This is a genomic window from Bradyrhizobium sp. HKCCYLR20261 (assembly GCF_051168435.1).
In the GTDB taxonomy this organism is placed as follows: domain Bacteria; phylum Pseudomonadota; class Alphaproteobacteria; order Rhizobiales; family Xanthobacteraceae; genus Bradyrhizobium.
The window spans coordinates 31,744-57,608 of the sequence record NZ_JBNPUZ010000020.1; the positions used below are offsets into that span (position 1 = coordinate 31,744).

Here is a 25,865-nt window from a genome sequence, read left to right on the forward strand (position 1 = left end):
CCGGAGCTAACAATGTCCGACGCGTCCTCATGGCCGTTCTCGCTGGTGCGCCGCGCCGGCGGACTGGTGTTCCTGTCGGGCGAGATCCCGGTCGCCGATGACGGCAGCATTCCCGAAGGCATCACCGCGCAGACGGACCTCGTGTTCAAGCACATCTCGGAGACGCTGGCGGGCGAGGGGCTTTCGCTCGACGACGTCGTGTCGTGCATGGTGCACCTCGCCGACAAGGCCGATTTCGCCGAATACAACGCGGCCTATCGCAAGCACTTCAAGGATCCGCAGCCGGTGCGCACCACGGTGCAGGCGCAGATGATCGCGGACGTGAAGCTCGAGGTCACCGTCGTCGCGGCGGCGCGGACCTGAAACAGGAGACATGACAATGCGTAGCGCGATCGTTCTCGGCGGAGGCATGGTCGGTGTCGGCACGGCCCTGCATCTGCAGAGCCGCGGCTGGTCGGTGGCGCTGGTGGACCGCCGCGAGCCCGGCCGCGAAACCAGCTATGGCAATGCCGGCATCATCCAGAGCGAGGCCGTCAGGCCGTATGCGATGCCCTATGATCTCGCCGGCGTGCTCGACATCGCGCTGGCGCGCACCAACGACGTGCATTACCGGCTGATGGCCTTGCCGTATCACGTCAAGCCGCTGCTGCGGTACTGGTGGAATTCGTTTCCCGCGCGCCACGACGTGCTGACCCGCACCTACGCGCAACTGATCGGGCGGGCGACGCTGGAGCACGAGCCGCTGATCGCTGCCGCCGGCGCCGGCAACCTTGTGCGCCGTGACGGCTTTCGCGTGCTGCACCGGACCCAGGCGCAGTTCGACAAGGAGGCCAGGGAGGCCGAGGCGGTCGGCAAGGCCTATGGCGTCAAGTTCAAGCTGCTCACATCGGCAGAGCTCGGCAAGGCCGAGCCCGGCCTGACCGATACCGGCATCGGCGGCCTGCATTGGCAGGAGCCGTGGACCGTGTCCGATCCGGGAAGCCTGGTCGCGTCCTACGCGGACCTGTTCGTCAAGCGCGGCGGCAAGCTGCTGACGGGCGACGCGACGACGTTGTCGCAACAGGGCAGCGGCTGGGCGGTGACGACGAGCGAGGGCCGCATCGAGGCCGAGGCCGTGGTCGTCGCGCTCGGACCGTGGTCGCCGGAGTTTTTGACGCGGTTCGGCTACGACATCCCGATGGTGCGCAAGCGCGGCTATCACCGGCACTATTCGGGCGGCGCGCCGCTCGACCTGCCGCTGCGCGACGCGGCGTTCGGCTACCTGATGAACCCGATGGCCAAGGGCGTGCGCATCACCACCGGCGCGGAGCTGTCGTCGCCGGACGCGAAGCCGACGCCGGTGCAGCTCGGCAAGGCCGAGGCCGCCGCGCGTCAGCTGATCGATCTCGGCAAGCCGGTCGAGCCGGAGCCGTGGGTCGGCACGCGGCCGTGCATGCCGGACATGCTGCCGGTCGTCGGACAGGCGGCGCGGCACAAGGGCCTCTGGCTGCATTTCGGACACGGCCATCAGGGCTTCACGCTGGGGCCGGCCACCGGTCGTATCCTCGCGGAGCTGATGAGCGGTGAGAAGCCTTCCGTCGACGTCGCCGCGTGCGCGCCAGCGCGCTTCGGTGCGTAGTTCACGAGAGCCGCTGCAGTCCTGCAATCGCCGGCTGTAGCGGCTTGTCCCCAGCAGCGTCTTGTTTACCAACGACGCCCGTTTTGCGGTGCAAAATTCCGTACTTCACACATTCGCAAGTCCGCGCTCCTACGGTGAATCCGGTTGGAGCAGAATGCGGGGCGAGGCGCTAGTCGCAGGTTCTGTCGTCCACCGGTGATCCGAACATCCTGTGGGGGAGCAGATGAATTTCGCGGGCCTGGCCTACCGCTTCGTGTCGAATTTCGTATTTCTCGGCGCGGTCTATATGAGCCTGAACTACATCGAGAACTACCAGAACCGCGCGGTTCTGGCGCTCGTCATTCTGGTCTATTCCGGTATGCGCTCGTACACCGTCGTGCGCTCGTTTCATTTCTTCGGCCGCATCGAGAAGCTCGAGGCCGACGTTCGCCGGTTGTCCGGCATGCTAGGTGAAGGCCCGGTCGGCCAGGTCGTCAACAAGCAGACGATGAACGAAGTCGGCTCGCTGCGGCGCGACGGCGAGAAGATGTCCTACATGGACCTGTTCTTCCTGGCCGCGGCGGTCATTCTCTGTGTCAGCAAGCTGGTGACGAAGTAGTCGAAGTAGCGAGAGCATGATGTGCTTCTTCGGAAACGCATCATGGCCGCATGACGCACCTTTCCGATCCCGCAGTGCGCAGCTTTGTCGCAACGAACGATCCTATAAGTTAGTGACTCCGTCATGCCCGGGCTTGTCCCGGGCATCCACGTCGTTCCCAGCATGCCGGCCGACGTGGATGGCCGGGACAAGCCCGGCCATGACGACGTGGAGAGAGACGAGCACAAAACGGCGATCGCCACATGCGATTGCCCTGCCCTCCAGGGGAGGGTGACGGAATTCGCGGCCTTCCGTCGTCCTTATCGGTACGTTGGCGACGAGGGCATGATGCGTTTCCACGGAGTCGCATCATGCTCTAGCCGCGCGCATGCGGCGCTCAGCGCTTCCGGAGACTGGCCAGCCGAACCGGCCGAGCGGCCGGTTTCGCCACGGGAGCCTCGAGGCGGGCGAGATGATGCCGTCCAGCCGAGAACGGAGCGACGGGCGGCCATGCGAACAGGTCGGCAGCCGGCGCTGGAAGGGCCGGCGCATTCGCGATCCGCGCAGCGACCGCCGGGCGCGGCCATGCCGGCTTCGGCAGGCTCACGGCCCCGGCCGGCCGCATCTCCAGATTGCCGAAATCATCCAGCCTGGCGCGGATGCGCGTCTCGGCGCCGGCGAGATTGATCGGCGTGATCGCCGGCCAATGCGCGACCGGCGTCTCGTCGGACGGCCGGTGCACGAGCCAGTCCTGCGGATCCGTCGGCGTCGCCGGCCGGTCCGGCGTCGCCGCCACGACGTGCACGACACGGTAGTTCTTGGCCTTGAGGTCGGCGAGGATCTTGGGCAGCGCGGCGACCGTGCGCGCCTGGATGTCGTGCAGCAGCAGGATGCCCTTGCCGCGCGCCTCCAGCCGCTTGATCGCGAGCTCATGGACCTTGGCGCCGGAAATGCTGCGCCAGTCGTCGGCGAGGAAATCGGCGCTCCAGACCTGCAGGCCGAGCGAGGCGGCGTAGCTCTCGACCGCGTCGCCGCGCAGCAGGCCGGGCACCCGGAAGAACGGCGACAGCGCCGATGGATCGGTCAGCGCGGCCTTGGTCCAGGCGATGCCCTGGTCGACCTCGGGCTGCACCTGCTCGAGCGTCATCCGGTTCATGCTCAGCGGATGGTTCTGGCTGTGCGTGCCGATGCTGTGGCCGGCCGCGGCGAGCTTGCGCACGCCCTCGGGATCGGCCTTGGCCTGGCGGCCGATGGTGAAGAAGGTCGCCTTGACGCACTGGTCGGCGAGGATCTGCAGCACCTGATTGCTGTACTTCGGCAGCGGGCCGTCATCGAAGGTGATGACCACCTCGTGATCCCGGAGCGGAAGCGTCTCCTTGTACTGCATGGCGCCGAGCCGCGGATGCTCGCGCGGGTCGACCACCAGGGTGCGCGACGTGCCGAGCGCGTTGGGATTTCCGGGGCAATCGGCGGCCGACGCGGCCGATGCGACACTCAAGGCCGCTCCGGCAACGCCGCCGAGCAGCACTGCGAGCCGTGTGGGCCGTCCGACGCAAGCAGACTTACGATCACGCATCACGCTGCTCGATTCCCTTCACCGGGCCGGGTCCTTCAGCCCGGCGCTTCGATGGTCCATGATCGGTCGCAGCCATGCTGGCAAGCGCCCACCGAGACATAGCAGGGATGTTGAGCCGTCGCGACATCACATCATCCCGGGTTCCGCTTTACCGGTGGCTGTTGCCGGATTGCAATCGGCTGGAATCGTCACTCACTGCGACAGTCAAGCGTAATCAGCGGCCCTGAACGCAGGATTAACCACCGCCATGCGGCTCGGCAGGTGGAGGGCTGCCGCTGTGCTGTTCGCCGCTGTGCTGCTCAGTGTGCGGTTCCACCGCCTGCTCGGATTTCGCCGGCACGATGTGGACGATGCGATAGCCGTTGTCTTTCAGATAGCGCAGGAACGCCGGCAGCATCGCGACCGTGCGCGGCTGCGGGTCGTGCAGCAGGATGATGCCCTTGCGCGCCTGCGTCAGGCGCTTGACCAGCAGCTTGAAGGTCTGCTGCGGCGACATCGCCGTCCAGTCGCTGGCCCAGAGGTCGGCGCCGAACACGGCAATGCCGCGCGATTGCAGCAGGTCGAGGGTCGCTTGCGTCGATTCGAAGTAGGGGAAGCGGAAGAACGGCGTCGACGGGGTCGTGGTCTCGACGCCGTTGAGCGCCTTCTCGTCGGCGGCAATGCCGCGATCGATCTCCTCGACCGCCTGCCCCGGCGTGATGTGGGCGAGATGCGCGTGCGTGTAGGTATGATGGCCGACCGTGTGGCCTTCGGCCGCGATCTTCCGCACCAGCTCGGCGCGGCCCGACGCGGGCTGGCCGACCAGGAAGAAGGTCGCGCGCACGCACTCCTTGGCGAGCGTTGCGAGCACCTTGTTGGTCATCGGCGGCGAGGGGCCATCGTCGAAGGTCAGCACCACCTCGCCGTCTTCGAGCGGCAGCGTATCGGGAAAGCTCTTCAGGCCGACGCGGGGATAGTTCTTCGGGTTCACGCTCAGCACGCGCGAGGTGCCGAGCGTGCCTTCGCGCGGACATGCGGCGGAGGCGGCCATCGCGACATCGGCCGCGAGCAGCGCGGCTGCGACCGCGGCTACATTTACCCATCCCGTGATCGGCCGAGGATGTCGCATCTTTTCCCGTTGCACTCGCTGTTGCCGATTATGTAATGCACGAAAGCACAAATCACACCATTTTGCGCTCGTGAGGCACGTCATGAACGAGACATCGGACGTTGCCCTTGCTGATGCCACTCTAGCTGGTCATGCGCCGATGCGCACCGAGGCCGGCGAGATCCGTCCCGAATTCCTCAGCGCCATCAAGGCGGCGATCGCCGCCGAGGACGAGGCGTTCCTGCGCGCCGAGGTCGCCGAGCTGCACGAGGCCGATCTCGGCGATTTGATCGCGGCGCTGGCGCCGGACGACCGCGTCAGGCTGGTCGAGCTGACCGGCACCGATTTCGACTTTTCGGCGCTGAACGAGGTCGACGATTCCGTCCGCGAGGAAATCCTCGAGGAGCTCGAGCCGGAGACGGTGGCCGAGGGCGTCCGCGAGCTCGAATCCGACGACGCCGTCGAGCTGCTGGAAAGCCTCGACGAGGAGGACAAGGAGGAGATCCTCGAGCGCCTGCCGCCGTCGGAGCGCGACGTTCTCGAGCGCAGCCTCGATTATCCCGACGGCTCCGCCGGCCGGCGCATGCAGAGCGAGTTCATCGCGGTTCCCCTGGGCTGGACCGTGGGCGAAGCCATCGACTACATGCGCGAGACGCCCGATCTGCCCGAACGCTTCTACGAGATCTACGCCGTCGACGGCGCGCGGCACTGGCAGGGTGCGGTGTCGCTCGACACCTTGCTGCGCGCGCGAAGGCCGGTGCCGCTCGCCGACCTGATCGACGAGGACCGCCGGCGCGTGACCGTCACCGACGATCTGGCCGAGGTCGCCCGGATGTTCGGCAAGTACAATCTGGTGGCGGCGCCGGTGGTCGATGCCGACAACCGGCTCGCCGGCGTCATCACCATCGACGACGTGGTCGACGTCATCGAGGAGGAGGCGGACGAGGATTTCAAGGCGCTCGGCGGCGTGTCCGGCGACGAGGAGCTCTCCGACAGCGTCTGGACCATCGCCAAGGGCCGCTTCAACTGGCTGCTGGTCAATCTCGCGACCGCCTTCCTCGCCTCCTCGGTGCTCGGCCTGTTCGAGGGCCAGTTGCAGCAGATGGTCGCGCTCGCCGTGCTCGCGCCGATCGTGGCCAGCCAGGGCGGCAATGCCGCCACCCAGACCATGACGGTTGCGGTGCGCGCACTGGCGACGCGCGAGCTCGGGCCGAACAACGCGACGCGCGTGGTCCTGCGCGAGGCACTGGTCGGGCTGGTCAACGGACTGGCATTCGCACTGATTACCGGTATTGCCGCGGTGGCCTGGTTCAAGACGCCCGGCCTCGGCATCGTGATCGGGCTCGCCATCATCTGCAATCTGGTGGCCGGCGCGCTCGGCGGCATCCTGATCCCGATGGTGCTCGAACGCGTCCGCGCCGATCCGGCGGTGGCCTCGGGGACCTTCGTCACCACGGTGACGGACGTCGTCGGTTTCTTCTCGTTTCTGGGCATCGCCACGCTGTGGTTCGGCCTGAAATAGGCGAGGCGCCTGAACGGCTTATATCGTTAATCCGGCCTTAACGCGGATCAGTGACACTCCTCGTCGAGACGGAGCTGGACCGATGCAACGCTTGCGGCTGAAGGCAGATGGACGAATCGTGGAGCTGCGCGACGGCGGAGAATTCCCGCTGGCGCCATCGGCCCCCGCAGCTCCCGTCGAGGTGCGCGATCTCCGCCGCCGGGTGCAACTGACGCAGCAGGAATTCGCCGCCAAGCTCGGCGTCCCCGTCGAGACCATCCGCAACTGGGAGCAGGGCAAGCGCATGCCGCGCGGTCCCGCGCGGGCGCTGCTCACCGTGATCGCGCATGCGCCGGAGACGGTATTCGCGGCCTTAGCTAAGACTTAAGCTCAAATCCGATCGTGCGTGGCACGTTGGGCGTGTGGCGTGCATAATGTTGCACGCGGTCTGGAGTGCACGGCCATGCTGATGATCGAGGCCAATGGTGCGAAGATTCCCGCTTTGGGTCTGGGGACCTGGGAGCTGCGCGGACGCACTTGCGCGCGCATCGTCGAGCAGGCGCTGACCCTCGGCTACCGCCACATCGACACCGCCCAGGTCTATGAGAACGAGAATGAGGTGGGCGAGGGCCTGCGCGCCTCCCGCGTCCGGCGCAACGAGGTGTTCCTGACCACCAAGGTCTGGACGACGCATTTCGCGCCCAATGATCTCGAACGCTCGACCAAGGAAAGCCTGGTGCGCCTGCGCGTCTCCGAGGTCGATCTCCTGCTGCTGCACTGGCCGAATTCGCACGTGCCTCTCGCGGAGACGCTCGGCGCGCTGTCGCATGCCAAGACGCTCGGGCTTGCCCGCCACATCGGCGTATCGAATTTCACGGTGGCTCTGCTCGACGAGGCGGTCGCCGTCTCGCCCGAACCGCTGGTGTGCGACCAGGTCGAGTATCATCCCTATCTCGACCAGACCAAGGTGCGCGAGGCCTGCGCGCGCCACGGCCTTGCGGTCGTCGCCTATAGCCCGATCGCCCGGGGCAAGATCAAGAACGATCCGACGCTGACGCGCATCGCCCGCGCTCATGGCAAGAGTCCCGCCCAGATCTGCCTGCGCTGGCTGGTGCAGCAGAACGCGGTGGCGATCCCGCGCACCTCGAAGATCGAGCGCCTGTCCGAGAACCTCGACGTGTTCGAGTTCGAACTGTCCGAGCAGGACATGGCCGACATCTTCGCGATGGGGAGCCCAGAGGGGCGGATGACCAACTTCGCCTTCGCGCCCAAATGGGATTGAGGGCGGCGCCCGCGCGATTATGCTAGACTGCGATGGGGCAGGGTGCGGCCGGCGGGCCGCTGGGCGGCGCGTGCTGCAACTCTGCCGTTGATCGGCGAGAGCGGGCGGGATCCGTTCTCGATCGGGCGCGGGCACAGTGTAGCAGCATGGAACGTTGGCAGTTCATCCGTTGGGGCATCGCCGCGTCCGTGCTTGCGCATCTCTTGATCGCCGGGGGCGTCGTCGTCTCCACGACGGTCCGTCCCTACGAGATCCCCAAGAGCAATGAGATCGCGGTCGACATCGTCGATGCCGAGGAGCCGCAGAAGACGCCGGAGCCTGAGCCGACGCCGTCTCCGTCCGCCTCGCCGTCGCCCGAACTGACGCTGCCGCAGCCGGCGCCGCAGCCTTCACCAAGTCCGTCGCCAGCCGCCTCGGCGCCGCCGCCGGTTCCGCAGCCATCGCCGACCATGGAGGCCAAGGAGGCGCCGAAGCCAGCGTCCTCTCCGTCACCGCCGCCGCAGCGGCCGTCCCCGAAAGCGCCTGCGAAGATGGCTGCCAAGTCCGAAGCTAAGCCCGAAACCAAACAGGAGGTCAGGTCGGCGCTCCGGCCGATGCCGGTGCAGCCGCAGAGCTATGTGCCACCGGAGCCGGACATCACGGTGAAATACGGCGTGCGGCTCGGGCTGCCCGATCCGCTCGATGCGTTGCCGTCCGGCGGCGACCAGGAGGTCGGGTCGACCGCCACCAAGGCCGTCGCGGCCGATCTCGAGGCGGCGCTGCGCCAGCGCTTCAAATCCTGCGCCCGGCTGCCGGCCTCGCTGTCGCGTTCGGACGACATCTTCGTGAAGCTGCTGGTCGCGATGCGGCCCGATGGCCGGCTCGCCGCCGAGCCCGAACTGCTCGGAGGGCCCGCCGTGGCCGATCCCGAGAAGGTCGCCAAGGTGATCCAGCTCAAGCAGAGCGCGCTCGCCGCTCTCGATGCGTGTCAGCCCTATTCGATGCTGCCGCCGGACCGCTACCGGGAGTGGCAGGTGCTGGAGATCTCGTTTCGCCCGCAGGATTTCGGCGGCTGAGCTCTCTCGCGCCGTTGTCGACGCACCGCCCTCTGATCCTGTATGCGTCGCACGAGCCATGGGTGCGGACGCGGGGCCGGCGATCGAGATCGGCCAGCACCATGGGCTCGAACACGGAGACGGCAGGACATGACGCTGAAGCTGGTGATCGGCAACAAGAACTATTCCTCCTGGTCGATGCGGCCGTGGCTGGCGCTGCGCGGCGCCGGCATCGCCTTCGAGGAGATCGTCATCCCGCTCTACACCGAAGATCCCGCCGACAAGGCGCGCATCCTCGCGCATTCGCCGGCCGGAAAGGTGCCGGTCCTGGTCGACGGCGCGACCACCGTATGGGACTCGCTCGCCATCATCGAATATGCGGCCGAGCGCTTCCCCGAAGCCGGTCTGTGGCCGGCGGACGCCGCGGCGCGGGCCCATGCGCGATCCGTCTGTGCGGAGATGCATTCCGGCTTCCAGGCGCTGCGCAACGAATGTCCGATGAACCTGCACCGGCCGGTGCGGCCGGTGGAACTGTCGGCTGACGCCAAGGCGAACGTCGCCCGGATCGAGGAGATCTGGCGCGACTGCCGCGCGCGCCATGGCGCCGGGGGGCCGTTCCTGTTCGGCCGGTTCGGCGCGGCTGACGCGATGTTCGCGCCGGTGGTCACGCGGTTCCACAGCTTTGCGGTCCCCGTCGCGGCGGAGACCCGCGCCTACATGGACACCATGATGGCGATGCCGGCCTTTGCCGAATGGGTGCAGGCCGGGCTCGCGGAGACCTGGATCATCGCGCGGGTCGAAAACGTCTGAGCGGTGTTCCGTCAGGGCTGCCCCGGACGGCCGCGCGGTTCGTCCGGGAATACCATTCTTGACGCCATCTCGTTGAAGAACCTTGCAATCTTCCGGCCTGCTATGTCGCGAGAGGCTGGCCAGTGCGGGCCTCGGCATGCTATAGGACGCTACTTATAAAGACACGCCGGCCCGGGCAGCGGGACCAGGGGCTCGTGCCGGCATGCGAGCAGGAGAGGGCGTTGAAACACAAGTTCCCGATCGGAGCCACGGTCTACTTCACCACCAGCAATGTCTCGCGTCCGGCGGCGACTGGCACGTATGAGATCATCCGCCAGCTTCCGACCGAAGGCGATGACTGCCAGTATCGGATCAAGAGCTCCACGGAAGCCTTTGAGCGGGTTGCGAGAGAGAGCCAATTGGCCCTGTCGTGACGGCGGGGTCTCGACAGGCCTCGTCTTGAGCCTGTGCGTCGATGTGACGTGTCGAGAGGGAGGATCGTGCTGGCCACGAGGGCGTGGCGGGGGACCTAAACGAATGTTGCGCGATCCCTTTGGGGATAGCGGGTAGCTCCACACCATCCTGTGCCCACGGGGCCCATGGAATCGTCGTATTGTTGCCGGTGGGGCTGCCAAGGTTTTGGGTGATCATTTGAATTTGATGATCGTTTCGCGGCCGTCCCCTGTAGGGACGCCATCGGGGCCGTCGTTGTTGGCCCGCGTCAGGAACAAGCGCGCATGAATTCGACCTGGCCTTCCTCGCTCGACCAGCTTCTGAACTCGCCGGCCTTCCCGATGTGGCTGACCGTCGCGGCCGCCGGCTTCTTTGCGCTGGTCGTCCTGATCACGCTGCTGCGCGCCGAAAAGTCGGTCGCCAATGGCGCGCTCACCGTGATCACTCTGCTGGCGGTCGGGATTGCCGTCGCGTCGATGATGCGAACCCAGGACGCCGCGCAGCGCAACGCCAATGGCGATCCGCAGACGACGGCGTCGGTCGGCCTTACGCCCCCCGCGCTCGCGTGCATCGACGACCTCGCCGGGGATCTGGTGCTGTCGAACTGTGAACGATCCCTGTTCGGCTCGCCGGACATGACGGCCGCCGCGGTGAGCTATGCCGCCGGGCTTCTCAGCCGGCTGTCGCAGGCTGGCGATCTCGCCAACGCCAACAAGGTGATGACAGCCGAATTGCTGGCGCTGCGCCGTGCCGTGGAGCGCGATCGCTATGGCCTGATGGCCTATGTGCTTCTGACGCGGGATCGCTGCACGCCGAATGATTGCGTCATGTTCCGCGCCGTCGGCGACCGCCAGCAACTGGTCAACAACATGGAAGGGCGGACCTATGAGGGGCTGGTGACGCGCTACGCCTCGCAGTGGAACGCGCCGCAGCCGCCCCAGGGCCAGCCGGCGCCGGTCGGGACCTTCGCGGGCCTCGCGCCGTCGCAGCCGACCGGCAAGCCGACCACGGCGGAGTTTCCGAGCTCGGCCAATACTCCGCCCGTCAGCATCATGAATCCGGAGCCGACAGCCTCGACCCGTTCGGCGGCGCCGGCGGCGGCCGCTCCGAAGCCGCCCACGCAGCTTGCGCCGCCCGCGCCGGCTTCCGTGGCGGCCAGCCATGCCCAGGCTCCCGCCGTGGCCAAGAAGGCGGCACCGAAGCCGAAACCAGCCGCGCCCGCGCAGCAGGCGGCGCCCGAGGCTGCCGAGCCGGCAGCGAACAACGAATAGCTCCGCTGGTCCAACCGCCCTCATGCCCCTGCACCTGATCAAGCTGGCCGTCGGCTGCGAGTCCGTCACGGACCTCAAGGAGTGGATCGCCGAGCGCATGCTCGCCGCCAAGAAGAAGGGCCTGCCGCAGCAGCACGTCCACGTCACGCGGATGACGCCGAAGCGTGTCGAGGACATCCTCGGCGGCGGATCGCTGTACTGGGTGATTCGCGGCGAGGTCGCCGCGCGCGAGAAGATCATCGGCATCGAGCCGTTCCGCGACAGCGACGGCATCGGCCGTTGCCGCATCATCATGCAGCCAAAGGTGATCGCGGTGTCGCCGCGGCCGATGCGCCCGTTCCAGGGCTGGCGCTACCTGACGGCAGAGGATGCTCCCGCCGATCTCGGCAAGACCAGCGCGGCCGGCGTCGAGGCGATGCCCGAGCCGCTGCGCCGCGAGCTGCGTGATCTCGGGCTGCTGTAGCAGTCTCTCACATGTGGACCGTCTCGAAGGGCGGCGTTGATCGGCCGCGCGCCCGCAAGCGCGCCGCACCTCTGCACCAAGATGGACATTGCGACGGTGCGCGACGACATCGCACGCGCGGTTGCGTTCGTGCACCGTACGCGAGCCGTCAATGCGAAGGCCGAGAGCAACGTCGCGCTCCGCTCGGGACGGCATCGTCGAGCGGCTGATAGTCCGTCGCGGCGACGATCGCGCGTGGACGCCGGACCAGATCGACTCTCTCCGCCTGCCAGCTTGGAACGTCCTCCTTCCAGGTACGCCGGTAGGAACCGAAATCTTCCGAGTGGCGAACTGAGTCGCATGGACGAAGATCGACGAGCAACTTCGTCGGCACCGTGTGTCGCCCGTCCACCGGGCGACAGGCGGTCGTCATGCAGCGCGCCGATCGTCGGCACGCGCGCGACGCTCGCCTTGCGGGCGGATGACATCGGGCTCGCGGCGCAGTGCGGAGATGATGCGGGCGATACGCGGATGTCGTGACATTTTTGCTCGATCTTCCGGCGAAAAAGCGCGGAGTCAGTGTTCGGCCTTGACGCTCGCGCGGTCGCCTCTCACAACACGGGACAAGCCGCTCAGCTTCTTCGATCACGCCTGTTAGCACCTCTCCGCAGCAAAATGCGGAGTTGGTAAACGCGCGCATCAAGTAGTAGCGGAGGATGCGTCCCCCCGTGGATTCACGATGAAGATGTATTTCACTTGACCACGGACGACCATGACTCGAAGATGATCGTAAGGGGTCGAAATCATGCTGGTGCAGACTAGCCAAGGACAATCGGGCTCTGCCCACGTGGTTGTGCTTGGGAACGAGAAGGGTGGGTCGGGCAAGTCGACCACCGCCCTGCACATCGCCGTGGCGCTTCTCAAGGCAGGCCAGCGCGTCGCCACGATCGATCTCGATTGCCGGCAGCAGAGCTTCACCCACTACATCAACAATCGCAGCGCCTGGGCGCGCCGGACCGGCCTGCGCCTGGAGCTGCCGACGCACTACTGCATCCAGCTCGGCCAGACGCTGCAGATCGACGAGAATGAGAACACCGAATTCCAGCAGTTCATGGAGGCGGTGAGCGCGGTCGAGCGATCCTTCGATTTCATCGTCATCGATACGCCGGGCAATGACAGCTATCTGATGCGGCTGGCGCATTCGATGGCCGACACGCTGGTCACGCCGATCAACGACAGCTTTCTCGATTTCGACGTGCTCGGAACCGTCGACCCGGCCACCTATGCGGTGACCGGCGAAAGTCATTACGCCGAGATGGTCCGAGACGTCCGGCGCAAGCGGCGCCAGGTCGACGGCGTGATGACCGACTGGATCGTGGTCCGCAATCGCCTGTCGATGCTGGGCTCGCGCAACAAGCAACTGGTCGCGGACGGCTTGAAGGATCTGTCGCTGAGGCTCGGCTTCCGCGCCATCGACGGCTTCGCCGAGCGCGTGGTCTATCGCGAGTTCTTTCCGCGCGGCCTGACGGCGCTCGACGACATCGACGAAGCGACGCTCGGCACGCGCCCCAATCTCGGCCACGTCACGGCGCGGGAGGAGGTCACCAGCCTGCTGCGGCAGCTCAAGCTGCCGCTCGACGAGCGCGGCCGCCGCCGCGCTGCCAACCGGGCGGAGTGGTTCGCCCAGGTCGACAAGCCGCTCGACCTTCACGACATCATCAGCGCCTGAGGCGCAGGCCGGCGAGGCGCCCAGCCGCCGCCAACTGAGACATTGTGCGCTCTGGGCTCACACCGGCATCGCCGGTAACGTCCCGGGTTGTCGAAGCTTGGCAGCCGGCTGGCGGCCGGGATCAGACAAGGCTGTTGCCTCTGGTCGCAGTTGTCTCAGGTCAAAGCGTCGCCGATTTCGCTCGATTACCGTCAAATTCGTGACTGATTTGAACCTGACGTTCAGCCTTCCCGTCACAAAGGAGGGGCGCGGCGCCGCTTATGTTGCACAGCAACTAGGTGCGCCGCACAACGAACGGGCGGCGGATACACAACATTTAGCCTTTCTGTCACAGCGCGGTTACATATATTAAACAGAACGGGTCGCGAGAGTCTTACAGGTCTGGAACTACCTTTGATTGTGCTCCCGAGGGACGAACATGAAGCGTGGAATAACCGTTCTTGTGTCTGTCAGTATCCTGGCGGCCGTCGGCTACTTCACTGCGAGCAAGTGGGCGATCCGGCACGAGACGATCAGGTTCTATGACGCCTCCCGCAGCAACCGTCTCGTCGAGGTCGCCGTCGCGGTCCGCCGCGACAAGGAGATGCAGGCCGAAGCCGGCATGATCAAGCTGCCGGTCGCCATCCTCAATCACGGCAACACCGTGAAGTTCACCGAATACTCCTTCCTGGCCAACGTGCTCGCGGCGCGCGGCTATATGGCCGTCAGCATTCAGCACGACCTGCCGACCGATGCGCCGATGGTGACCAAGGTTGGCGAGCCCTATGTCGGCCGTTTGCCGCAGATCCAGCGCGGCGTGGCCAATATCAGGTTTGCGGTTCAGCAGATGCGTCAGCTGCAGCCGAATGCGGATTATGACCATCTGACCATGGTCGGCCACTCGATGGGCGGCGACATCTCGATGTACTTCGCCAAGCAGTATCCGGATGACGTCAGGAAGGTCGTTACGCTGGACAATCTGCGTGTGCCCTTCGTGACCGACGGCAAGTTCAAGATCCTGTCGTTCCGTTCCAAGGATCCGCACTTCAAGGCGGATCCGGGCGTGGTCCCGAGCGACGACATCTGCGAGCAGACCGGCATCACGGTCGTGAACACCGATTTCCAGCATAACGACATGCGCGACACCGGGCCCGACGATGCCAAGTCGTCGATCCAGGCCATGCTGGACAAGTTCCTTGCGGACAGCGACAGCTCCAGCATCGGCCCGGTGAAGTCAAAGACGCCGCTGCTCGACCCGGGCCCGGTCGCGCCCTATGCGCCGGTTGCCAAGGCCGCCACGCCGGCCAAGCCCCTGACGCATTGACGCCGGACGCCGCTTCCTCGTCTCGCCGCCGCACCAAGCGGCGGTCGAGACGTGTCCGACTACTGCTCCCCCACTGTCATTGAAGGCCGGGGCTCACCTGCCCACATGATGCGCATCGCAGCAGGTGGTGCGCATGGCCGATCGTCCCTCGAAGTCTCGTTCCGCACCCGCGGCGTCGCCTGACGCAGAGGCGCGGCCGCAGCGCTTGCCGGAAACGGAGCGGTCTACGGCGGATGCGATCGCGGCGTTTGTCGCGCAGGCCAAGGCCATGGCGCCGCAAGCGCAGGGCACCCGAGGCCGGCTCATGTTTGCCCTTGACGCAACGCTCAGCCGCCAGCCGACCTGGGACATGGCCTGTGCGCTGCAGGCCGAGATGTTCCGCGAGGCCGCCGCGCTGGGACGTCTCGACATTCGCCTGGTCTATTATCGCGGCTTCAACGAATGCCGCGCCACGGGCTGGATTTCCGACAGCGCCGAGCTGGCGCGGCTGATGAGCAAGATCGATTGTCGCGGCGGTGAGACCCAGATCGGCAAGGTGCTCGCGGAGGCGCGGCGTCACGCGACGTCGGCCGGCATTCGCGCCGTCGTATTCGTTGGCGATGCGATGGAAGAGAATGTCGACGAGCTCTGCGACAGGGCCGGTGAACTCGGCCTGTTGAAGGTGCCGTTGTTCATGTTCCAGGAGGGGCAGGAGCCACGAGCCGAACAGGCCTTTCGCGACATGGCGCGGCTCTCCGGCGGAGCCTGGTGCCGGTTCGATCCCGGCGCAGCCGCGCAGTTGCGCGAACTTCTCCGCGCGGCAGCGGCCTATGCGGCGGGCGGCCGCGAAGCGCTGCTCCGGCTGGCGGGCCGCGAAACCGGGGCGGCCTTCCTGATCGATCAGATGAAATGACGGCGGATCCCGCTTTTCGGCGGCGCCTGCGGTAAGGCGAGGGTCCGACTGCGGCAGTCCCTCGCACGGCCGATCATGCTTTTTGGGACGACACGCCCTATATTCGGCGCATGACCCTGATCGCTGGCGCCGTCGCCGTCATCACCCTCTATTTGCTGCTGCAAATGTTCCGGAACGCCAATCCGGCGGCCTTGGCGCGAATCGTCAAGTTTGCCGGCGGTGTCGCCTGTCTTGCCGTGGCGGCGTTCACCGGTCTTCGGGGCGAGCTGGTGGTGGCGATCCCGATCGGGCTGTTCGGAGCAGGGCTGCTGGGCTGGTCGCCGGCTGGGATGGGCCCTGTCGGCAATTTGTTCGGGCTCGGCGGGCAACGTTCGGCGGGACAGAGCTCGCAGGTGCGCTCGCCCCTGATCGAGATGAGGCTCGATCACGACACCGGCCAGATGCAGGGGCGCTTCATTGCCGGCGCTCACGCCGGCCGGTCGCTGGATGACTTCGATCTGCCGCAGCTCGTGGCGATGGCCCCGAGCCTCGACGCCGACAGCCTGGCGCTACTTGAAACGTATCTGGACCGCCGGTTTCCCGCTTGGCGTCAGGACGCGCAGGGCGACGCGGCAGGGCGGCAGCGCCGCGCGGCGTCGAGTTCCAAAATGACGGACGAGGAGGCCTATCAGATCCTTGGCCTGCAGCCGGGCGCGGGGCGCGACGAGATCGGGCGTGCCCACCGTGCGCTCATGAAGAAACTGCATCCCGACCAAGGGGGGTCGACGTATCTCGCCGCCCGGGTGAACGAGGCCAAGGATACTCTGCTTCGTACGCATCACGGCTAACTCCGACAACGCTACCAACGCCCCGATGACGACCCCGTCGTGATGGCCGTTGTGTCGGCCCCGCAGGCTTTCGCCCTCGTCACGCACCATCGTTCGTCATGGTGAAGAAGTTCTAGCGGCAAATCCTTGACGAGTGGTTTGCACCCGCGCCGCCGGCCGTCGGTCGCGCGAGGCCCAAACGAAAAGGCCCGCGCTGTGTCGCGCGGGCCTCACCGTCCAAAGTGTCAGTGACGTTGTTAGTTGTGCACGGTCATGCAGGAGATGTCGGCGCGCTTCAGCTTCTTGCAAACGGCCTCGGCCTGATCGCGATCGAGGCCGGCGAAGCGGGCGCGGATCAGAGTCTTGTCGCCCTTGGACACGGTCTCGGTGAACGGATCGGCCTTGCTGAGCAGGCCCTGGGCGGAGCTGCGCGCCGCTTCGATGCGCTTCTGAGCTTCGGCCTCGCTGTCGAGCGCGCCAACCTGGATGATCCAGCCGCTGCGCGCCACGGCCGACTTGCTCGGAAGTTCGGGCGCAGGGCTGGCGGACGCGAGCTGCGTGGGTTGCGGCGCCGGAGCGGGAGGAGCGGCATAGGCCATCGCCTGAGAGGAACCCGCCGGCAGGCTGGAAGCCGGCAGCACGCCGAGAATGCCGTTGCCGGTGCCGTGACCCGCAGGCTGCGGCGGCATTTCGGGACGCGGCGCCTCGGCGCGGGCGATCGGCGGAGCCGGCTCGATCGCCTCGACACGCTGGGCAAACGGAGCGGGAGCAGGGGCGGCCGCAACCGGCTGCGGCGCAGCGGTCGCGAGCTTCACGGCGCCGGCCTTGACCTGGACCGTCCGGACCTTGACCGGCTTCATCGGCTCGGTGGAGCCCGGAACGAGCGAGATCGGATTCTGAATCACGCCTGAGGTCATCGGCGCCGGCTCGGCCTTGGCTTCCTTCGGGGCCGATGGCGGCAGCGCGGCGGTGGCCTCGGAGAGGGTGGAGATCAGCTTGGCGGCACGGCTCGGGGCCGGCGCGGCCTCAGGCGCCGCCGAGGCGAGCTGCATTGAGCCCTGGTCGGCGTCACCATTATCCGAGCTGCCGCGCTCGCTGATCGCGGCCACGGTGCGGCGGGTCGCGCCCTTCTCGAGATTTTCGGCGAGCAGGTTGCGCATGATCGCATCGCGCGAGCCGCCGCTGCGGCCTCCCAGCACGACGCCGACCAGGAAGCGGTTGCCGCGGCGGATCGAGGTCACGAGGTTGAAGCCGGACGCGCGCGTGTAGCCGGTCTTGATGCCGTCGACACCCTCGACGCTGCCGAGCAGGTGATTGTGGTTGCGGATCGACTGGCCGCGATAATTGAAGACCTCGGTCGAGAAGTAGCGATAGTAGCGCGGGAACCGGTCCTGGATGGCGCGGCCCAGGATCGACTGGTCGCGGGCGGTCGTGATCTGCTCGTCGGCCGGCAGGCCGGAGGCGTTGACGTAGGTGGTGCGGCTCATACCCAGTGCGCGCGCCTTGCGCGTCATCAGCTTGGCGAAGTCGTCTTCGTCGCCAGCAATCGCCTCGGCGATGACGACGGCGGCGTCGTTGGCCGAGCGGGTGACCAGGCCCTTGATCGCGTCCTCGACCCGGATGCTCTGGCCGGGACGCAGCCCGAGCTTGGTCGGCGACTGCTCGGAGGCATGCTCGGAGACCGGCATCTCGGTGTCGAGCTTCATCTTGCCGGACTCGAGCCGCTCGAACAGCAGATACAGCGTCATGATCTTGGTGAGCGAGGCGGGATGCCGCAGGGAGTCCGGATTGGTCGCCGTCAGCGTCGCGCCGGAATTGCCGTCGACGATGATCGAGGCGAAGGCCGGGCTGTAGCTGCCCTCGTCATTGTGCGGCGAATGGCGTGCGTGATGATGCCGGTGGCGGCGCCGCGCTTCTGCGCTGTCGACCGTGACCACTGCTGCCGTCGCGAGGGTGATCAGTCCGTAGACGCCGACCCGCCACAGGCGCGAGGAAGCCATTTTTGTGCGAAGCATGAAATCCCCGTCCAATTTCTGACGTGATCACCGGCTCGTAAGGCGAAATTGTGCCGAACGCCCTGTGATCGTGCCTGCCGGACCCTCCAGAACCGCGCCGTACCGCGGCACCGCATCGAAAGGCCCGAACTGAGGTTTTGTTAAGACGCTGTTTTAGAACAGCTTTACGGTTCGGCCGACGCTGGCCGGGACCATCGGGGAGGTTAGGACGGTCGAGTTGCCAAAGTATTAAAGAAATCTTGCCTCGACACTCCGGATTTCTGCTGATTCGATCCGCGACGGGACAGAAATCCCTGTATTCCGCAGCAATGCCTGCAATGGTGCATTGCACAAGATTCTTGCTTTTATTGTGCGGTGCACTATATTGGTGCCGCGTCAGGGAACCGGGGCTTCCCTGTGGGCGCTCAAAGTCAGGGAAAGGAATGCCACATGTTTAAGGTTGAAGACTTTCAGAACTACGGCAAGGAGCAGTTCGAGACCGTCGTGAACTCCGCGACCACCGTCCAGAACGGCCTCCATGCGATCGCCACCGCCTACGGCGACTATACGAAGAAGTCGTTCGAGGACACCAAGTCGTTCGTCGAGAAGCTCCAGGGCGTGAAGTCGCTCGACAAGGTGCTCGAGGCGCAGACCGAGTTCGCCAAGTCGGCTTACGAGACCTTCGTCGCGGATTCGCAGAAGATCGCCGGCCTCTATTCGGATCTCGCCAAGCAGGCGTTCAAGCCGCTGGAAGGCATCGCTGCGAAGTTCACCCCGCCGGCCGCGCACTGATCGCGTTCGCGCCCGCAGGGAGCACAAAGCCCGGCTCGCGCCGGGCTTTTTTGTTGGCTGAATGCGTGGGTCGCCCGCGCCGCTATCTGGCGACGCGCAGCTTCGACAGGGCCGTGCCGATCGAATTGAACGTGGTCACGATCTGGCTCGAGCTCGTCAGCATGTAGAACTTGTCGGGACTGCTGGCGCAGTTTTGCAGCACGGTCGAGGTGGGGTCGGCAGGCGAACTCGTGTTCACCTGGATGGTGTAGATCGTGTACATCGCGTTCCCCTTCGAATCCTTGGTGTTCTTCAGATTCGAGCAGAGCAGGGCCTGACGTGCGTCGATCGGATTGCCCGAGGCCTGCGACGAGCCGTTGCCGTATTCGGGCCAGCGGTCCTCGGTGTTCAAGCCGTCCGACAGCAGGATGATGACGCGGTTGTAGGTGGTGTTGGCATCTTCCGACGGTGCGCCGAGCACGCCGTTCGGGATCAGCGATTGCACCGCCCATGCGAGCCCGATCGCCTGGTTGGTGCCGCCGGTCGGCTGCATGGCGTTGACGGCGCTCTTCAGTGAACTCCAGCTGTAGCTGAGCGGGACGATCTGCGCGAGCTTGGTCGAGGCCGTGCTGCTGCAATATTGGGTGTTGTTCTCCATGTGCTGGTTCGTCGGGAACAGCGTCTTGACGTCGGACGCCACAGGCGAGACCGCGGTCGCGTCGTTCGGCTGGGTGCGGTCGGCGACGCAGCCGGTCCAGCTGCTGAAGGCGTTCGCCACCCAGGTCTTGGTGTAGGTGTTGACCTTGCAGGTGTAGCCGCTGGTGCCGGATGTGCCCGTGCAGCTGCAGCTCTCATTGGCGCCGTTGCTGCACTTGCAACTCGAGCCGGTGCAATAGGTGACCACCGTCGATGTCTTGGCCGTCGTCCAGCAGCCATTGTAGTAGCTGTGCGAGGCTGAGTCATAACCGGGGCAGACCTGGCCGGCGTTGGCGTCGCCGGTCTTCGGGATCGTCGACGTGCTCGCGCTGCCCGAGGTCGGACCGCTGACGCAGCCGAAATAGTAGCCATTGCCCGAGGTGAACGGGCAGGCGGATCCCGGCCCGACCATGTCCCATTGCGCCTGGGTCAACTTCGTATTCGGGATCGCGGCCTGGTAGGAGCCGTTGTTGGGCTGAATCGTGGGCGGGTTCTGCCAGTCGGTCCAGTCGAGCCAGCTCTGGCTGTAATTGCTGGCGCCGACATTGACGACCTTGGCGAAGGGAACGACCGAGATGTAGACGTCGCCGGGCGTCTTCGCGAGGCCGCTGAGCTGGTCGATCAGCCCGCCGCTGCCGGCCACCGCGTTCTGCAGCGCGGTCATCTTGCCGCTGGAGGCCATCGAGCCGGTGTTGTCGAGCGCCAGCGCCACCCGCATCTTGACGTCGCCCCAGGTGGTCGTGCCCTTGACGCCGAAATCCATGGTGGGGAAGCCGACGATCTTCATAAACTGGGTGACGATCTGGCCCGAGGCCGACAACTGAATGTTGGAGGGTGAGGAGCTCGTCGATGCGGTATAGCTGACGTTCACGGTGACGTTCTGGGCATCGGCGCTGGTGTAGAGCGCCTTGAAATAGGCCGATGCCTTCGCCGGGACGTCCGACGCTGTGATCGTGCCCTGCGACAGGTCGCGCGACAGCATCAACGCGGCGGAGTCCAGCGCCCCCTGCATCGACGTCCTCGCCGCATTCACCCGGCTGTAGTCGATGCCGGCGCCGATGAAGGCCAGGATCGGAACGAGCGCGATGGCGAACAGCATGGAGATGTTGCCGCGGCGGTCGCGGACGAACTGGGGCACGACGCGGCGGCAGAAGCGGAGCGGGGAAACGGCGGTCATGTCGCTCACCAAATGTGGTTTCTGCAGGTGATTTCCGCGGCCGGTCGATAAAGGCAGGTGAATCCGAAACCGGAAAACCGCAGGTGTGCCCGCAGCCCGGCACCGCTCCCCCGGGGAATCCGGTTCCCTGTCAATGCCCAGTGAATGGGCTTTGTAAAATGCGGTCGGTTTGATTAACCTTCGGTGCCATCGCCGGGGCAGGGAATCGGTCCTGCCGGGGCGCCGTGTCCCTCGCGGTCATGCGCTTGCGGCAGACCCGTCACTGACCCATATTCCTGGTGTCGGTCCGACCGGACCGGTCGGCTGGGACAGGCGATCTGGAAAGCAGGACCGGGTGGCGGAAGCGGCCCGGCCGGGGACAGGACGGGGCAGCCCTTATTGAGACACCCTCTCCAGGGAAACTCTTTATTGGTGTCCTCGTCGCCATATCTAACGCGTGCAAGATGTCGCAGCCAACTTCCAGATTGAACCGATCCGCGCCCAGGATGAGCAATAACGACAATAAATCGGGTGGTCCGGGTGGCCCCGTCACCTCGGTGATCACCAAGGTCAAGCCGAAGACCAAGCGTCCCAATCTCTATCGGGTCCTGATCCTCAACGACGATTACACGCCGATGGAGTTCGTGGTTCACGTCCTGGAGAAATTCTTCAACAAGGACGTCGAGGCCGCGACCAAGATCATGCTTCACGTGCACCATCACGGCATCGGCGAGTGCGGTGTCTTCACCTACGAGATCGCCGAGACCAAGGTGACGCAGGTGATGGACTTCGCCCGCAAGCACCAGCACCCGCTGCAGTGTGTGATGGAGAAGAAGTAGCCGCGTCTCCCGATCCGGGGGCCGCGATGATCGCACAGCCGATGATCGGACGCGCGTCGGCTGATGGAGCGTGAGGGCAATTGCCGCATCTTCGGCGTGCCCGGAGAGTGCTTCGTCCGCAGAATTACGGCCGATCCGGTCCCGTCTCTTTGGGGACTCAAAACGGCTCTTCCCGTCGGTTGTCGAGGCTGGGTTCGCCTCAATCGGAACGGGTTTTGCATTGACGATCCGGTGAACCCGTAATCGAGACGCTCGGCCGGTCTTTTGTCGCACTCGGTTATAACTATATTTGACAAAGGTTGTTGTTGCCTGACCGGGCGGCGGCGATCATGATGGCAAGGGGCCACAGAGGACGCGCATGCCGACTTTTTCTCAAAGCCTTGAACAATCCCTGCATCGTGCACTGGCGATTGCCAACGAGCGTCATCATCAATACGCGACATTGGAACATCTCCTCTTGTCCTTGATCGATGACAGCGATGCAGCGGCCGTGATGCGCGCGTGCAGCGTCGACCTCGACAAGCTGCGGGGCAGTCTCGTCAATTATCTCGAAACCGAGTTCGAAAATCTGGTCACGGACGGCAGCGACGACGCCAAGCCGACCGCAGGTTTCCAGCGCGTGATCCAGCGCGCGGTGATTCACGTTCAGTCCTCGGGCCGCGAAGAGGTGACCGGCGCCAACGTGCTGATCGCGATCTTCGCCGAGCGCGAGAGCCACGCCGCCTACTTCCTGCAAGAGCAGGACATGACGCGCTACGACGCCGTGAACTACATCAGCCACGGCATCGCCAAGCGCCCTGGTGTTTCCGAAGCGCGCCCGGTTCGCGGCGTCGACGAGGAGACGGAGACCAAGGGCAACGAGGACTCCAAGAAAAAGGGCGAGGCGCTGGAAACCTATTGCGTCAATCTCAACAAGAAGGCCCGCGACGGCAAGATCGATCCGGTCATCGGCCGTAACTCGGAAATCAACCGCGCGATCCAGGTGCTGTGTCGCCGGCAGAAGAACAACCCGCTGTTCGTCGGCGAAGCCGGCGTCGGCAAGACCGCGATCGCCGAAGGCTTGGCCAAGCGTATCGTCGACAGCGAGGTTCCCGAGGTGCTGTCGGCTGCGACCGTGTTCTCGCTGGACATGGGCACCTTGCTCGCCGGCACGCGCTATCGTGGCGACTTCGAGGAGCGCCTCAAGCAGGTGCTGAAGGAGCTCGAAGCGCATCCGAACGCGATCCTGTTCATCGACGAGATCCACACCGTGATCGGTGCGGGCGCGACGTCGGGCGGGGCGATGGATGCCTCGAACCTGCTCAAGCCGGCGCTGGCTTCGGGCTCGATCCGCTGCATGGGCTCGACCACCTACAAGGAATATCGCCAGCACTTCGAGAAGGACCGCGCGCTGGTGCGCCGGTTCCAGAAGATCGACGTGAACGAGCCGTCGGTCGAGGATGCGATCGCGATCCTGAAGGGCCTCAAGCCTTACTTCGAGGACTATCACCGGCTGAAGTACACCAACGAGGCCATCGAGGCAGCGGTGCAGCTGTCGTCGCGCTACATCCACGACCGCAAGCTGCCGGACAAGGCGATCGACGTGATCGACGAGTCCGGCGCGGCGCAGATGCTGCTCGCCGAGAACAAGCGCAAGAAGACGATCGGCATCAAGGAGATCGAGACCACGATCGCCACGATGGCGCGGATCCCGCCGAAGAGCGTGTCGAAGGACGACGCGGAGGTGCTGAAGAACATCGAGCAGACCCTGAAGCGGGTGGTGTTCGGCCAGGACAAGGCGATCGATTCGCTGTCGGCCTCGATCAAGCTGGCGAGGGCCGGCCTGCGCGAGCCGGAAAAGCCGATCGGCTGCTACCTGTTCTCGGGTCCGACCGGCGTCGGCAAGACCGAGGTGGCCAAGCAGCTCGCTGCGACCTTGGGCGTCGAGCTGCTGCGCTTCGACATGTCGGAGTACATGGAGCGGCATACCGTGTCGCGCCTGATCGGCGCGCCTCCCGGCTATGTCGGCTTCGATCAGGGCGGCCTCCTGACCGATGGCGTCGACCAGCATCCGCATTGCGTGGTGCTGCTGGACGAGATCGAGAAGGCGCATCCAGACCTGTACAATGTGCTGCTGCAGATCATGGATCATGGCCGGCTCACCGACCATAATGGAAAGCAGGTCAACTTCCGCAACGTCATCCTGATCATGACGACGAATGCGGGCGCGGCGGACCTCGCCAAGCAGGCATTCGGCTTCCATCGCTCGAAGCGGGAAGGCGACGACCACGAGGCGATCAACCGGCAGTTCGCGCCGGAATTCCGCAACCGCCTCGATGCCATCGTCTCGTTCGGCCATCTCTCGGTCGACGTCATCGGCATGGTGGTCGAGAAGTTCGTGCTGCAGCTGGAAGCCCAACTGGCCGACCGCGACGTCACGATCGAGCTGTCGGAACCGGCCAAGGCCTGGCTGATCCAGCACGGCTATGACGAGCAGATGGGCGCGCGCCCGATGGGCCGCGTGATCCAGGAGCACATCAAGAAGCCGCTGGCTGACGAGGTGCTGTTCGGCAAGCTGAAGAGCGGCGGCCACGTCCGCGTCGTCCTGGTCAAGGACGAGTCCGGTGTGGACGAGAAGATCGGCTTCGAGTTCGTCGACGGCCCGGTCTCGCCGAAGTCGGAAGTGCCGGCGGCGCGCAAGCGCAAGCCGAAGTCCGGCGGCAGCGGCCCGAAGGGCCCGGCGCCGAAGGGACCGCTGGTCAAGGCGTGATGGCCGGACCAAGTCAATGAATGAAAAGGCCGGCTTCGCGCCGGCCTTTTCTATTTGGGTCTGTTTTCTTCAGTGGGCCTTTTCTTCAGGCCTCTTCTGCTCAGGCCTCGTCTGTCTCGCTCACGCCGCTGAATTGAGCGGCTTCGCGCGGTCGATACGCTTGCGTTCACGTGGCGAATGCAGGGCGTTCCACAGATCGGTGCGGCGCTGGACGTTGAGCCAAAACTCTGCGCTGTTGCCGAACACGCGGGCGAGGATGAGGGCGGTGGCGGCGGTGACGTTCCGCTTGCCGTTGCAGAGTTCGTTGACGTGCTTGCGCTGCACACCCATCGCTGCCGCCAGCGCGGTCTGCGTCAGCCCGAGCGGCTGCATGAACTCCTCGACCAGGATCTCGGCTACTGTCGCTGGCTTGCGTTTCGTCATCAGCATGGATGGGCTCGCTGGGAGACTGCACCCGTATCTCTGCGGGTTCATGTGACGGACTGTGGAATGCACCCGATAAGGGGTCAAGCAGGTGGTCGACGAGGATCTCGCGCTCAGGCCGGCTTGATGAAGAAGTACACCGTCAGCCCGCAGCCGACCGCGATGATGAAGCGGCGCACGTAAGCTGGCGGGATGATCTGGCCGAGGCGGGCGCCGACGAAGCCGCCGAGCATGCCCGTGCACATCATGGTCAGCGTCTCCAGCCAATGCACGCGGCCGGAGAAGGCGAAGATGATCGAGGCCATGATGTTCATCAGCGCGGCCAGCCAGATCTTCAAGCCGTTCATCGCGCGGATGTCGCGCATGCCATAGAACACCAGCGCGGCCAGCATCAGGATGCCGATGCCGCCGCCGAAATAGCCGCCATAGATTGCGATCACGAACTGCACGGCCTGGATGGTCAGCGGCCCCAGCCAGGGCTTGCCGTCCTTCGGCGTGAAGCGCATGCCGAAGGCGAACACGACGGTGGCGAACAGGAGGAGCCACGGCACGAGCCGGCTGAAGGCCGCCGACGGCGTGACGAGCAGCAGCACGGCTCCGAGCGTGCCGCCGACCAGGCTGATGATCGACAGCCGCACCAGGTCGCGGCGCCACGACGCCTCGGTGTCTCTCAGGATGTCACGCGAGGCGAAGGCGCTGACGAACTGCCCGGGACAGAGCGCGACCGTGCTCGAGGCGTTGGCGTCGATCGCCGGGATGCCGGCGGCGAGCAGGGTCGGGAAGGTCAGGAACGCACCGCCGCCGGCCAGCGCATTGACGATGCCCGAGCCGAAGGCGGCGAGCGCGAGCAACGCAAGCATCATCCAGTCCGTCGTCA

General features: G+C 65.6%; 24 protein-coding genes. 18 read left to right on the forward strand and 6 right to left on the reverse strand.

Annotated features, from left to right (window positions below; translation table 11 throughout):
- Positions 1-12 precede the first annotated feature (12 nt).
- From ACQR1L_RS30610 to ACQR1L_RS30620, 3 genes are all read left to right on the forward strand, one after another.
- Entirely contained in the window at positions 13-363 is a 351-nt protein-coding gene (locus tag ACQR1L_RS30610; RefSeq protein ID WP_434861637.1) for a RidA family protein, read from the forward strand.
- Between the two features lie 16 nt (positions 364-379).
- Complete coding sequence (locus ACQR1L_RS30615) at positions 380-1,618, forward strand: NAD(P)/FAD-dependent oxidoreductase (protein WP_434861638.1); 1,239 nt, start codon at positions 380-382, stop codon at positions 1,616-1,618.
- Between the two features lie 223 nt (positions 1,619-1,841).
- Positions 1,842-2,216 carry a hypothetical protein gene (locus ACQR1L_RS30620; RefSeq protein ID WP_434861639.1) on the forward strand — a complete coding sequence of 125 codons (375 nt, stop codon included), beginning with the start codon at positions 1,842-1,844 and terminating at the stop codon, positions 2,214-2,216.
- Between the two features lie 376 nt (positions 2,217-2,592).
- Here ACQR1L_RS30620 and ACQR1L_RS30625 read toward each other — a convergent pair whose 3' ends face one another.
- Together ACQR1L_RS30625 and ACQR1L_RS30630 are read right to left on the reverse strand one after the other, a co-directional pair.
- Positions 2,593-3,771 carry a polysaccharide deacetylase family protein gene (locus ACQR1L_RS30625; RefSeq protein WP_434861640.1) on the reverse strand — a complete coding sequence of 393 codons (1,179 nt, stop codon included), beginning with the start codon at positions 3,769-3,771 and terminating at the stop codon, positions 2,593-2,595.
- 235 nt (positions 3,772-4,006) lie between these two features.
- Positions 4,007-4,879, reverse strand: coding sequence for a polysaccharide deacetylase family protein (locus tag ACQR1L_RS30630; RefSeq protein ID WP_434861641.1), 873 nt, complete (start codon positions 4,877-4,879; stop codon positions 4,007-4,009).
- An 82-nt stretch (positions 4,880-4,961) separates the two neighbouring features.
- On the opposite strand from ACQR1L_RS30630, the gene mgtE reads away from it, so the two are divergent.
- From mgtE to ACQR1L_RS30690, 12 genes are all read left to right on the forward strand, one after another.
- Positions 4,962-6,380 (forward strand): magnesium transporter, encoded by a 1,419-nt coding sequence (mgtE, locus tag ACQR1L_RS30635; RefSeq protein WP_434861642.1) that lies wholly within the window; start codon positions 4,962-4,964, stop codon positions 6,378-6,380.
- Positions 6,381-6,462: 82 nt separating this feature from the next.
- Complete coding sequence (locus ACQR1L_RS30640; RefSeq protein ID WP_434861643.1) at positions 6,463-6,747, forward strand: helix-turn-helix domain-containing protein; 285 nt, start codon at positions 6,463-6,465, stop codon at positions 6,745-6,747.
- A 75-nt stretch (positions 6,748-6,822) separates the two neighbouring features.
- Entirely contained in the window at positions 6,823-7,641 is an 819-nt protein-coding gene (locus ACQR1L_RS30645; protein WP_434861644.1) for an aldo/keto reductase, read from the forward strand.
- 146 nt (positions 7,642-7,787) lie between these two features.
- On the forward strand, positions 7,788-8,696 hold the full coding sequence (locus ACQR1L_RS30650; RefSeq protein WP_434861645.1) for a hypothetical protein: 909 nt from the start codon (positions 7,788-7,790) through the stop codon (positions 8,694-8,696).
- A 129-nt stretch (positions 8,697-8,825) separates the two neighbouring features.
- On the forward strand, positions 8,826-9,485 hold the full coding sequence (locus ACQR1L_RS30655) for a glutathione S-transferase family protein (RefSeq protein ID WP_434861646.1): 660 nt from the start codon (positions 8,826-8,828) through the stop codon (positions 9,483-9,485).
- A 221-nt stretch (positions 9,486-9,706) separates the two neighbouring features.
- Positions 9,707-9,898, forward strand: a complete 192-nt coding sequence (locus ACQR1L_RS30660; RefSeq protein WP_434861647.1) for a hypothetical protein — start codon at positions 9,707-9,709, stop codon at positions 9,896-9,898.
- Between the two features lie 303 nt (positions 9,899-10,201).
- Positions 10,202-11,188, forward strand: a complete 987-nt coding sequence (locus ACQR1L_RS30665; RefSeq protein WP_434861648.1) for a hypothetical protein — start codon at positions 10,202-10,204, stop codon at positions 11,186-11,188.
- Between the two features lie 22 nt (positions 11,189-11,210).
- Entirely contained in the window at positions 11,211-11,651 is a 441-nt protein-coding gene (locus tag ACQR1L_RS30670; protein ID WP_434861649.1) for a DUF1489 family protein, read from the forward strand.
- Between the two features lie 784 nt (positions 11,652-12,435).
- Positions 12,436-13,359, forward strand: a complete 924-nt coding sequence (locus tag ACQR1L_RS30675) for a division plane positioning ATPase MipZ (protein WP_434861650.1) — start codon at positions 12,436-12,438, stop codon at positions 13,357-13,359.
- Between the two features lie 418 nt (positions 13,360-13,777).
- The gene (locus ACQR1L_RS30680) at positions 13,778-14,662 is read left to right on the forward strand and encodes an alpha/beta fold hydrolase (RefSeq protein WP_434861651.1); all 885 of its coding nucleotides are present in this window, start codon (positions 13,778-13,780) and stop codon (positions 14,660-14,662) included.
- 133 nt (positions 14,663-14,795) lie between these two features.
- The gene (locus tag ACQR1L_RS30685) at positions 14,796-15,554 is read left to right on the forward strand and encodes a VWA domain-containing protein (RefSeq protein ID WP_434861652.1); all 759 of its coding nucleotides are present in this window, start codon (positions 14,796-14,798) and stop codon (positions 15,552-15,554) included.
- Positions 15,555-15,664: 110 nt separating this feature from the next.
- Positions 15,665-16,381, forward strand: coding sequence for a DnaJ domain-containing protein (locus ACQR1L_RS30690; RefSeq protein WP_434861653.1), 717 nt, complete (start codon positions 15,665-15,667; stop codon positions 16,379-16,381).
- A gap of 236 nt (positions 16,382-16,617) precedes the next feature.
- Here ACQR1L_RS30690 and ACQR1L_RS30695 read toward each other — a convergent pair whose 3' ends face one another.
- Positions 16,618-18,375 carry a serine hydrolase gene (locus ACQR1L_RS30695; RefSeq protein WP_434861654.1) on the reverse strand — a complete coding sequence of 586 codons (1,758 nt, stop codon included), beginning with the start codon at positions 18,373-18,375 and terminating at the stop codon, positions 16,618-16,620.
- A 429-nt stretch (positions 18,376-18,804) separates the two neighbouring features.
- Between ACQR1L_RS30695 and ACQR1L_RS30700 the strand changes: the two genes are divergently transcribed.
- Positions 18,805-19,146 carry a phasin family protein gene (locus ACQR1L_RS30700; RefSeq protein WP_012044785.1) on the forward strand — a complete coding sequence of 114 codons (342 nt, stop codon included), beginning with the start codon at positions 18,805-18,807 and terminating at the stop codon, positions 19,144-19,146.
- Between the two features lie 82 nt (positions 19,147-19,228).
- On the opposite strand, the gene ACQR1L_RS30705 is transcribed toward ACQR1L_RS30700, so the two are convergent.
- Complete coding sequence (locus tag ACQR1L_RS30705; RefSeq protein WP_434861655.1) at positions 19,229-20,998, reverse strand: pilus assembly protein TadG-related protein; 1,770 nt, start codon at positions 20,996-20,998, stop codon at positions 19,229-19,231.
- 485 nt (positions 20,999-21,483) lie between these two features.
- Between ACQR1L_RS30705 and clpS the strand changes: the two genes are divergently transcribed.
- Together clpS and clpA are read left to right on the forward strand one after the other, a co-directional pair.
- Positions 21,484-21,816 (forward strand): ATP-dependent Clp protease adapter ClpS, encoded by a 333-nt coding sequence (clpS, locus tag ACQR1L_RS30710; protein WP_434861656.1) that lies wholly within the window; start codon positions 21,484-21,486, stop codon positions 21,814-21,816.
- A 358-nt stretch (positions 21,817-22,174) separates the two neighbouring features.
- A complete protein-coding gene (gene clpA, locus ACQR1L_RS30715; RefSeq protein WP_434861657.1) occupies positions 22,175-24,565 on the forward strand; it encodes an ATP-dependent Clp protease ATP-binding subunit ClpA in 2,391 nt (796 codons plus the stop codon).
- 120 nt (positions 24,566-24,685) lie between these two features.
- On the opposite strand, the gene ACQR1L_RS30720 is transcribed toward clpA, so the two are convergent.
- Both ACQR1L_RS30720 and ACQR1L_RS30725 read right to left on the reverse strand, forming a co-directional pair.
- Positions 24,686-24,994, reverse strand: coding sequence for a HigA family addiction module antitoxin (locus ACQR1L_RS30720; RefSeq protein WP_434861658.1), 309 nt, complete (start codon positions 24,992-24,994; stop codon positions 24,686-24,688).
- 107 nt (positions 24,995-25,101) lie between these two features.
- Positions 25,102-25,848 (reverse strand): sulfite exporter TauE/SafE family protein, encoded by a 747-nt coding sequence (locus ACQR1L_RS30725; protein ID WP_434861723.1) that lies wholly within the window; start codon positions 25,846-25,848, stop codon positions 25,102-25,104.
- Positions 25,849-25,865: the final 17 nt, after the last annotated feature.

Excerpts from the sequence above, each read along its gene's own strand:
- ACQR1L_RS30610 (WP_434861637.1), top strand. The coding sequence starts at position 13 with ATGTCCGACGCGTCCTCATGGCCGTTCTCGCTGGTGCGCCGCGCCGGC.
- ACQR1L_RS30615 (WP_434861638.1), top strand. The coding sequence starts at position 380 with ATGCGTAGCGCGATCGTTCTCGGCGGAGGCATGGTCGGTGTCGGCACG.
- ACQR1L_RS30620 (WP_434861639.1), top strand. The coding sequence starts at position 1,842 with ATGAATTTCGCGGGCCTGGCCTACCGCTTCGTGTCGAATTTCGTATTT.
- ACQR1L_RS30625 (WP_434861640.1), bottom strand. The coding sequence starts at position 3,771 with ATGCGTGATCGTAAGTCTGCTTGCGTCGGACGGCCCACACGGCTCGCA.
- ACQR1L_RS30630 (WP_434861641.1), bottom strand. The coding sequence starts at position 4,879 with ATGCGACATCCTCGGCCGATCACGGGATGGGTAAATGTAGCCGCGGTC.
- mgtE (WP_434861642.1), top strand. The coding sequence starts at position 4,962 with ATGAACGAGACATCGGACGTTGCCCTTGCTGATGCCACTCTAGCTGGT.
- ACQR1L_RS30640 (WP_434861643.1), top strand. The coding sequence starts at position 6,463 with ATGCAACGCTTGCGGCTGAAGGCAGATGGACGAATCGTGGAGCTGCGC.
- ACQR1L_RS30645 (WP_434861644.1), top strand. The coding sequence starts at position 6,823 with ATGCTGATGATCGAGGCCAATGGTGCGAAGATTCCCGCTTTGGGTCTG.
- ACQR1L_RS30650 (WP_434861645.1), top strand. The coding sequence starts at position 7,788 with ATGGAACGTTGGCAGTTCATCCGTTGGGGCATCGCCGCGTCCGTGCTT.
- ACQR1L_RS30655 (WP_434861646.1), top strand. The coding sequence starts at position 8,826 with ATGACGCTGAAGCTGGTGATCGGCAACAAGAACTATTCCTCCTGGTCG.
- ACQR1L_RS30665 (WP_434861648.1), top strand. The coding sequence starts at position 10,202 with ATGAATTCGACCTGGCCTTCCTCGCTCGACCAGCTTCTGAACTCGCCG.
- ACQR1L_RS30670 (WP_434861649.1), top strand. The coding sequence starts at position 11,211 with ATGCCCCTGCACCTGATCAAGCTGGCCGTCGGCTGCGAGTCCGTCACG.
- ACQR1L_RS30675 (WP_434861650.1), top strand. The coding sequence starts at position 12,436 with ATGCTGGTGCAGACTAGCCAAGGACAATCGGGCTCTGCCCACGTGGTT.
- ACQR1L_RS30680 (WP_434861651.1), top strand. The coding sequence starts at position 13,778 with ATGAAGCGTGGAATAACCGTTCTTGTGTCTGTCAGTATCCTGGCGGCC.
- ACQR1L_RS30685 (WP_434861652.1), top strand. The coding sequence starts at position 14,796 with ATGGCCGATCGTCCCTCGAAGTCTCGTTCCGCACCCGCGGCGTCGCCT.
- ACQR1L_RS30690 (WP_434861653.1), top strand. The coding sequence starts at position 15,665 with ATGACCCTGATCGCTGGCGCCGTCGCCGTCATCACCCTCTATTTGCTG.
- ACQR1L_RS30695 (WP_434861654.1), bottom strand. The coding sequence starts at position 18,375 with ATGCTTCGCACAAAAATGGCTTCCTCGCGCCTGTGGCGGGTCGGCGTC.
- ACQR1L_RS30700 (WP_012044785.1), top strand. The coding sequence starts at position 18,805 with ATGTTTAAGGTTGAAGACTTTCAGAACTACGGCAAGGAGCAGTTCGAG.
- ACQR1L_RS30705 (WP_434861655.1), bottom strand. The coding sequence starts at position 20,998 with ATGACCGCCGTTTCCCCGCTCCGCTTCTGCCGCCGCGTCGTGCCCCAG.
- clpS (WP_434861656.1), top strand. The coding sequence starts at position 21,484 with ATGAGCAATAACGACAATAAATCGGGTGGTCCGGGTGGCCCCGTCACC.
- clpA (WP_434861657.1), top strand. The coding sequence starts at position 22,175 with ATGCCGACTTTTTCTCAAAGCCTTGAACAATCCCTGCATCGTGCACTG.
- ACQR1L_RS30720 (WP_434861658.1), bottom strand. The coding sequence starts at position 24,994 with ATGCTGATGACGAAACGCAAGCCAGCGACAGTAGCCGAGATCCTGGTC.
- ACQR1L_RS30725 (WP_434861723.1), bottom strand. The coding sequence starts at position 25,848 with ATGCTTGCGTTGCTCGCGCTCGCCGCCTTCGGCTCGGGCATCGTCAAT.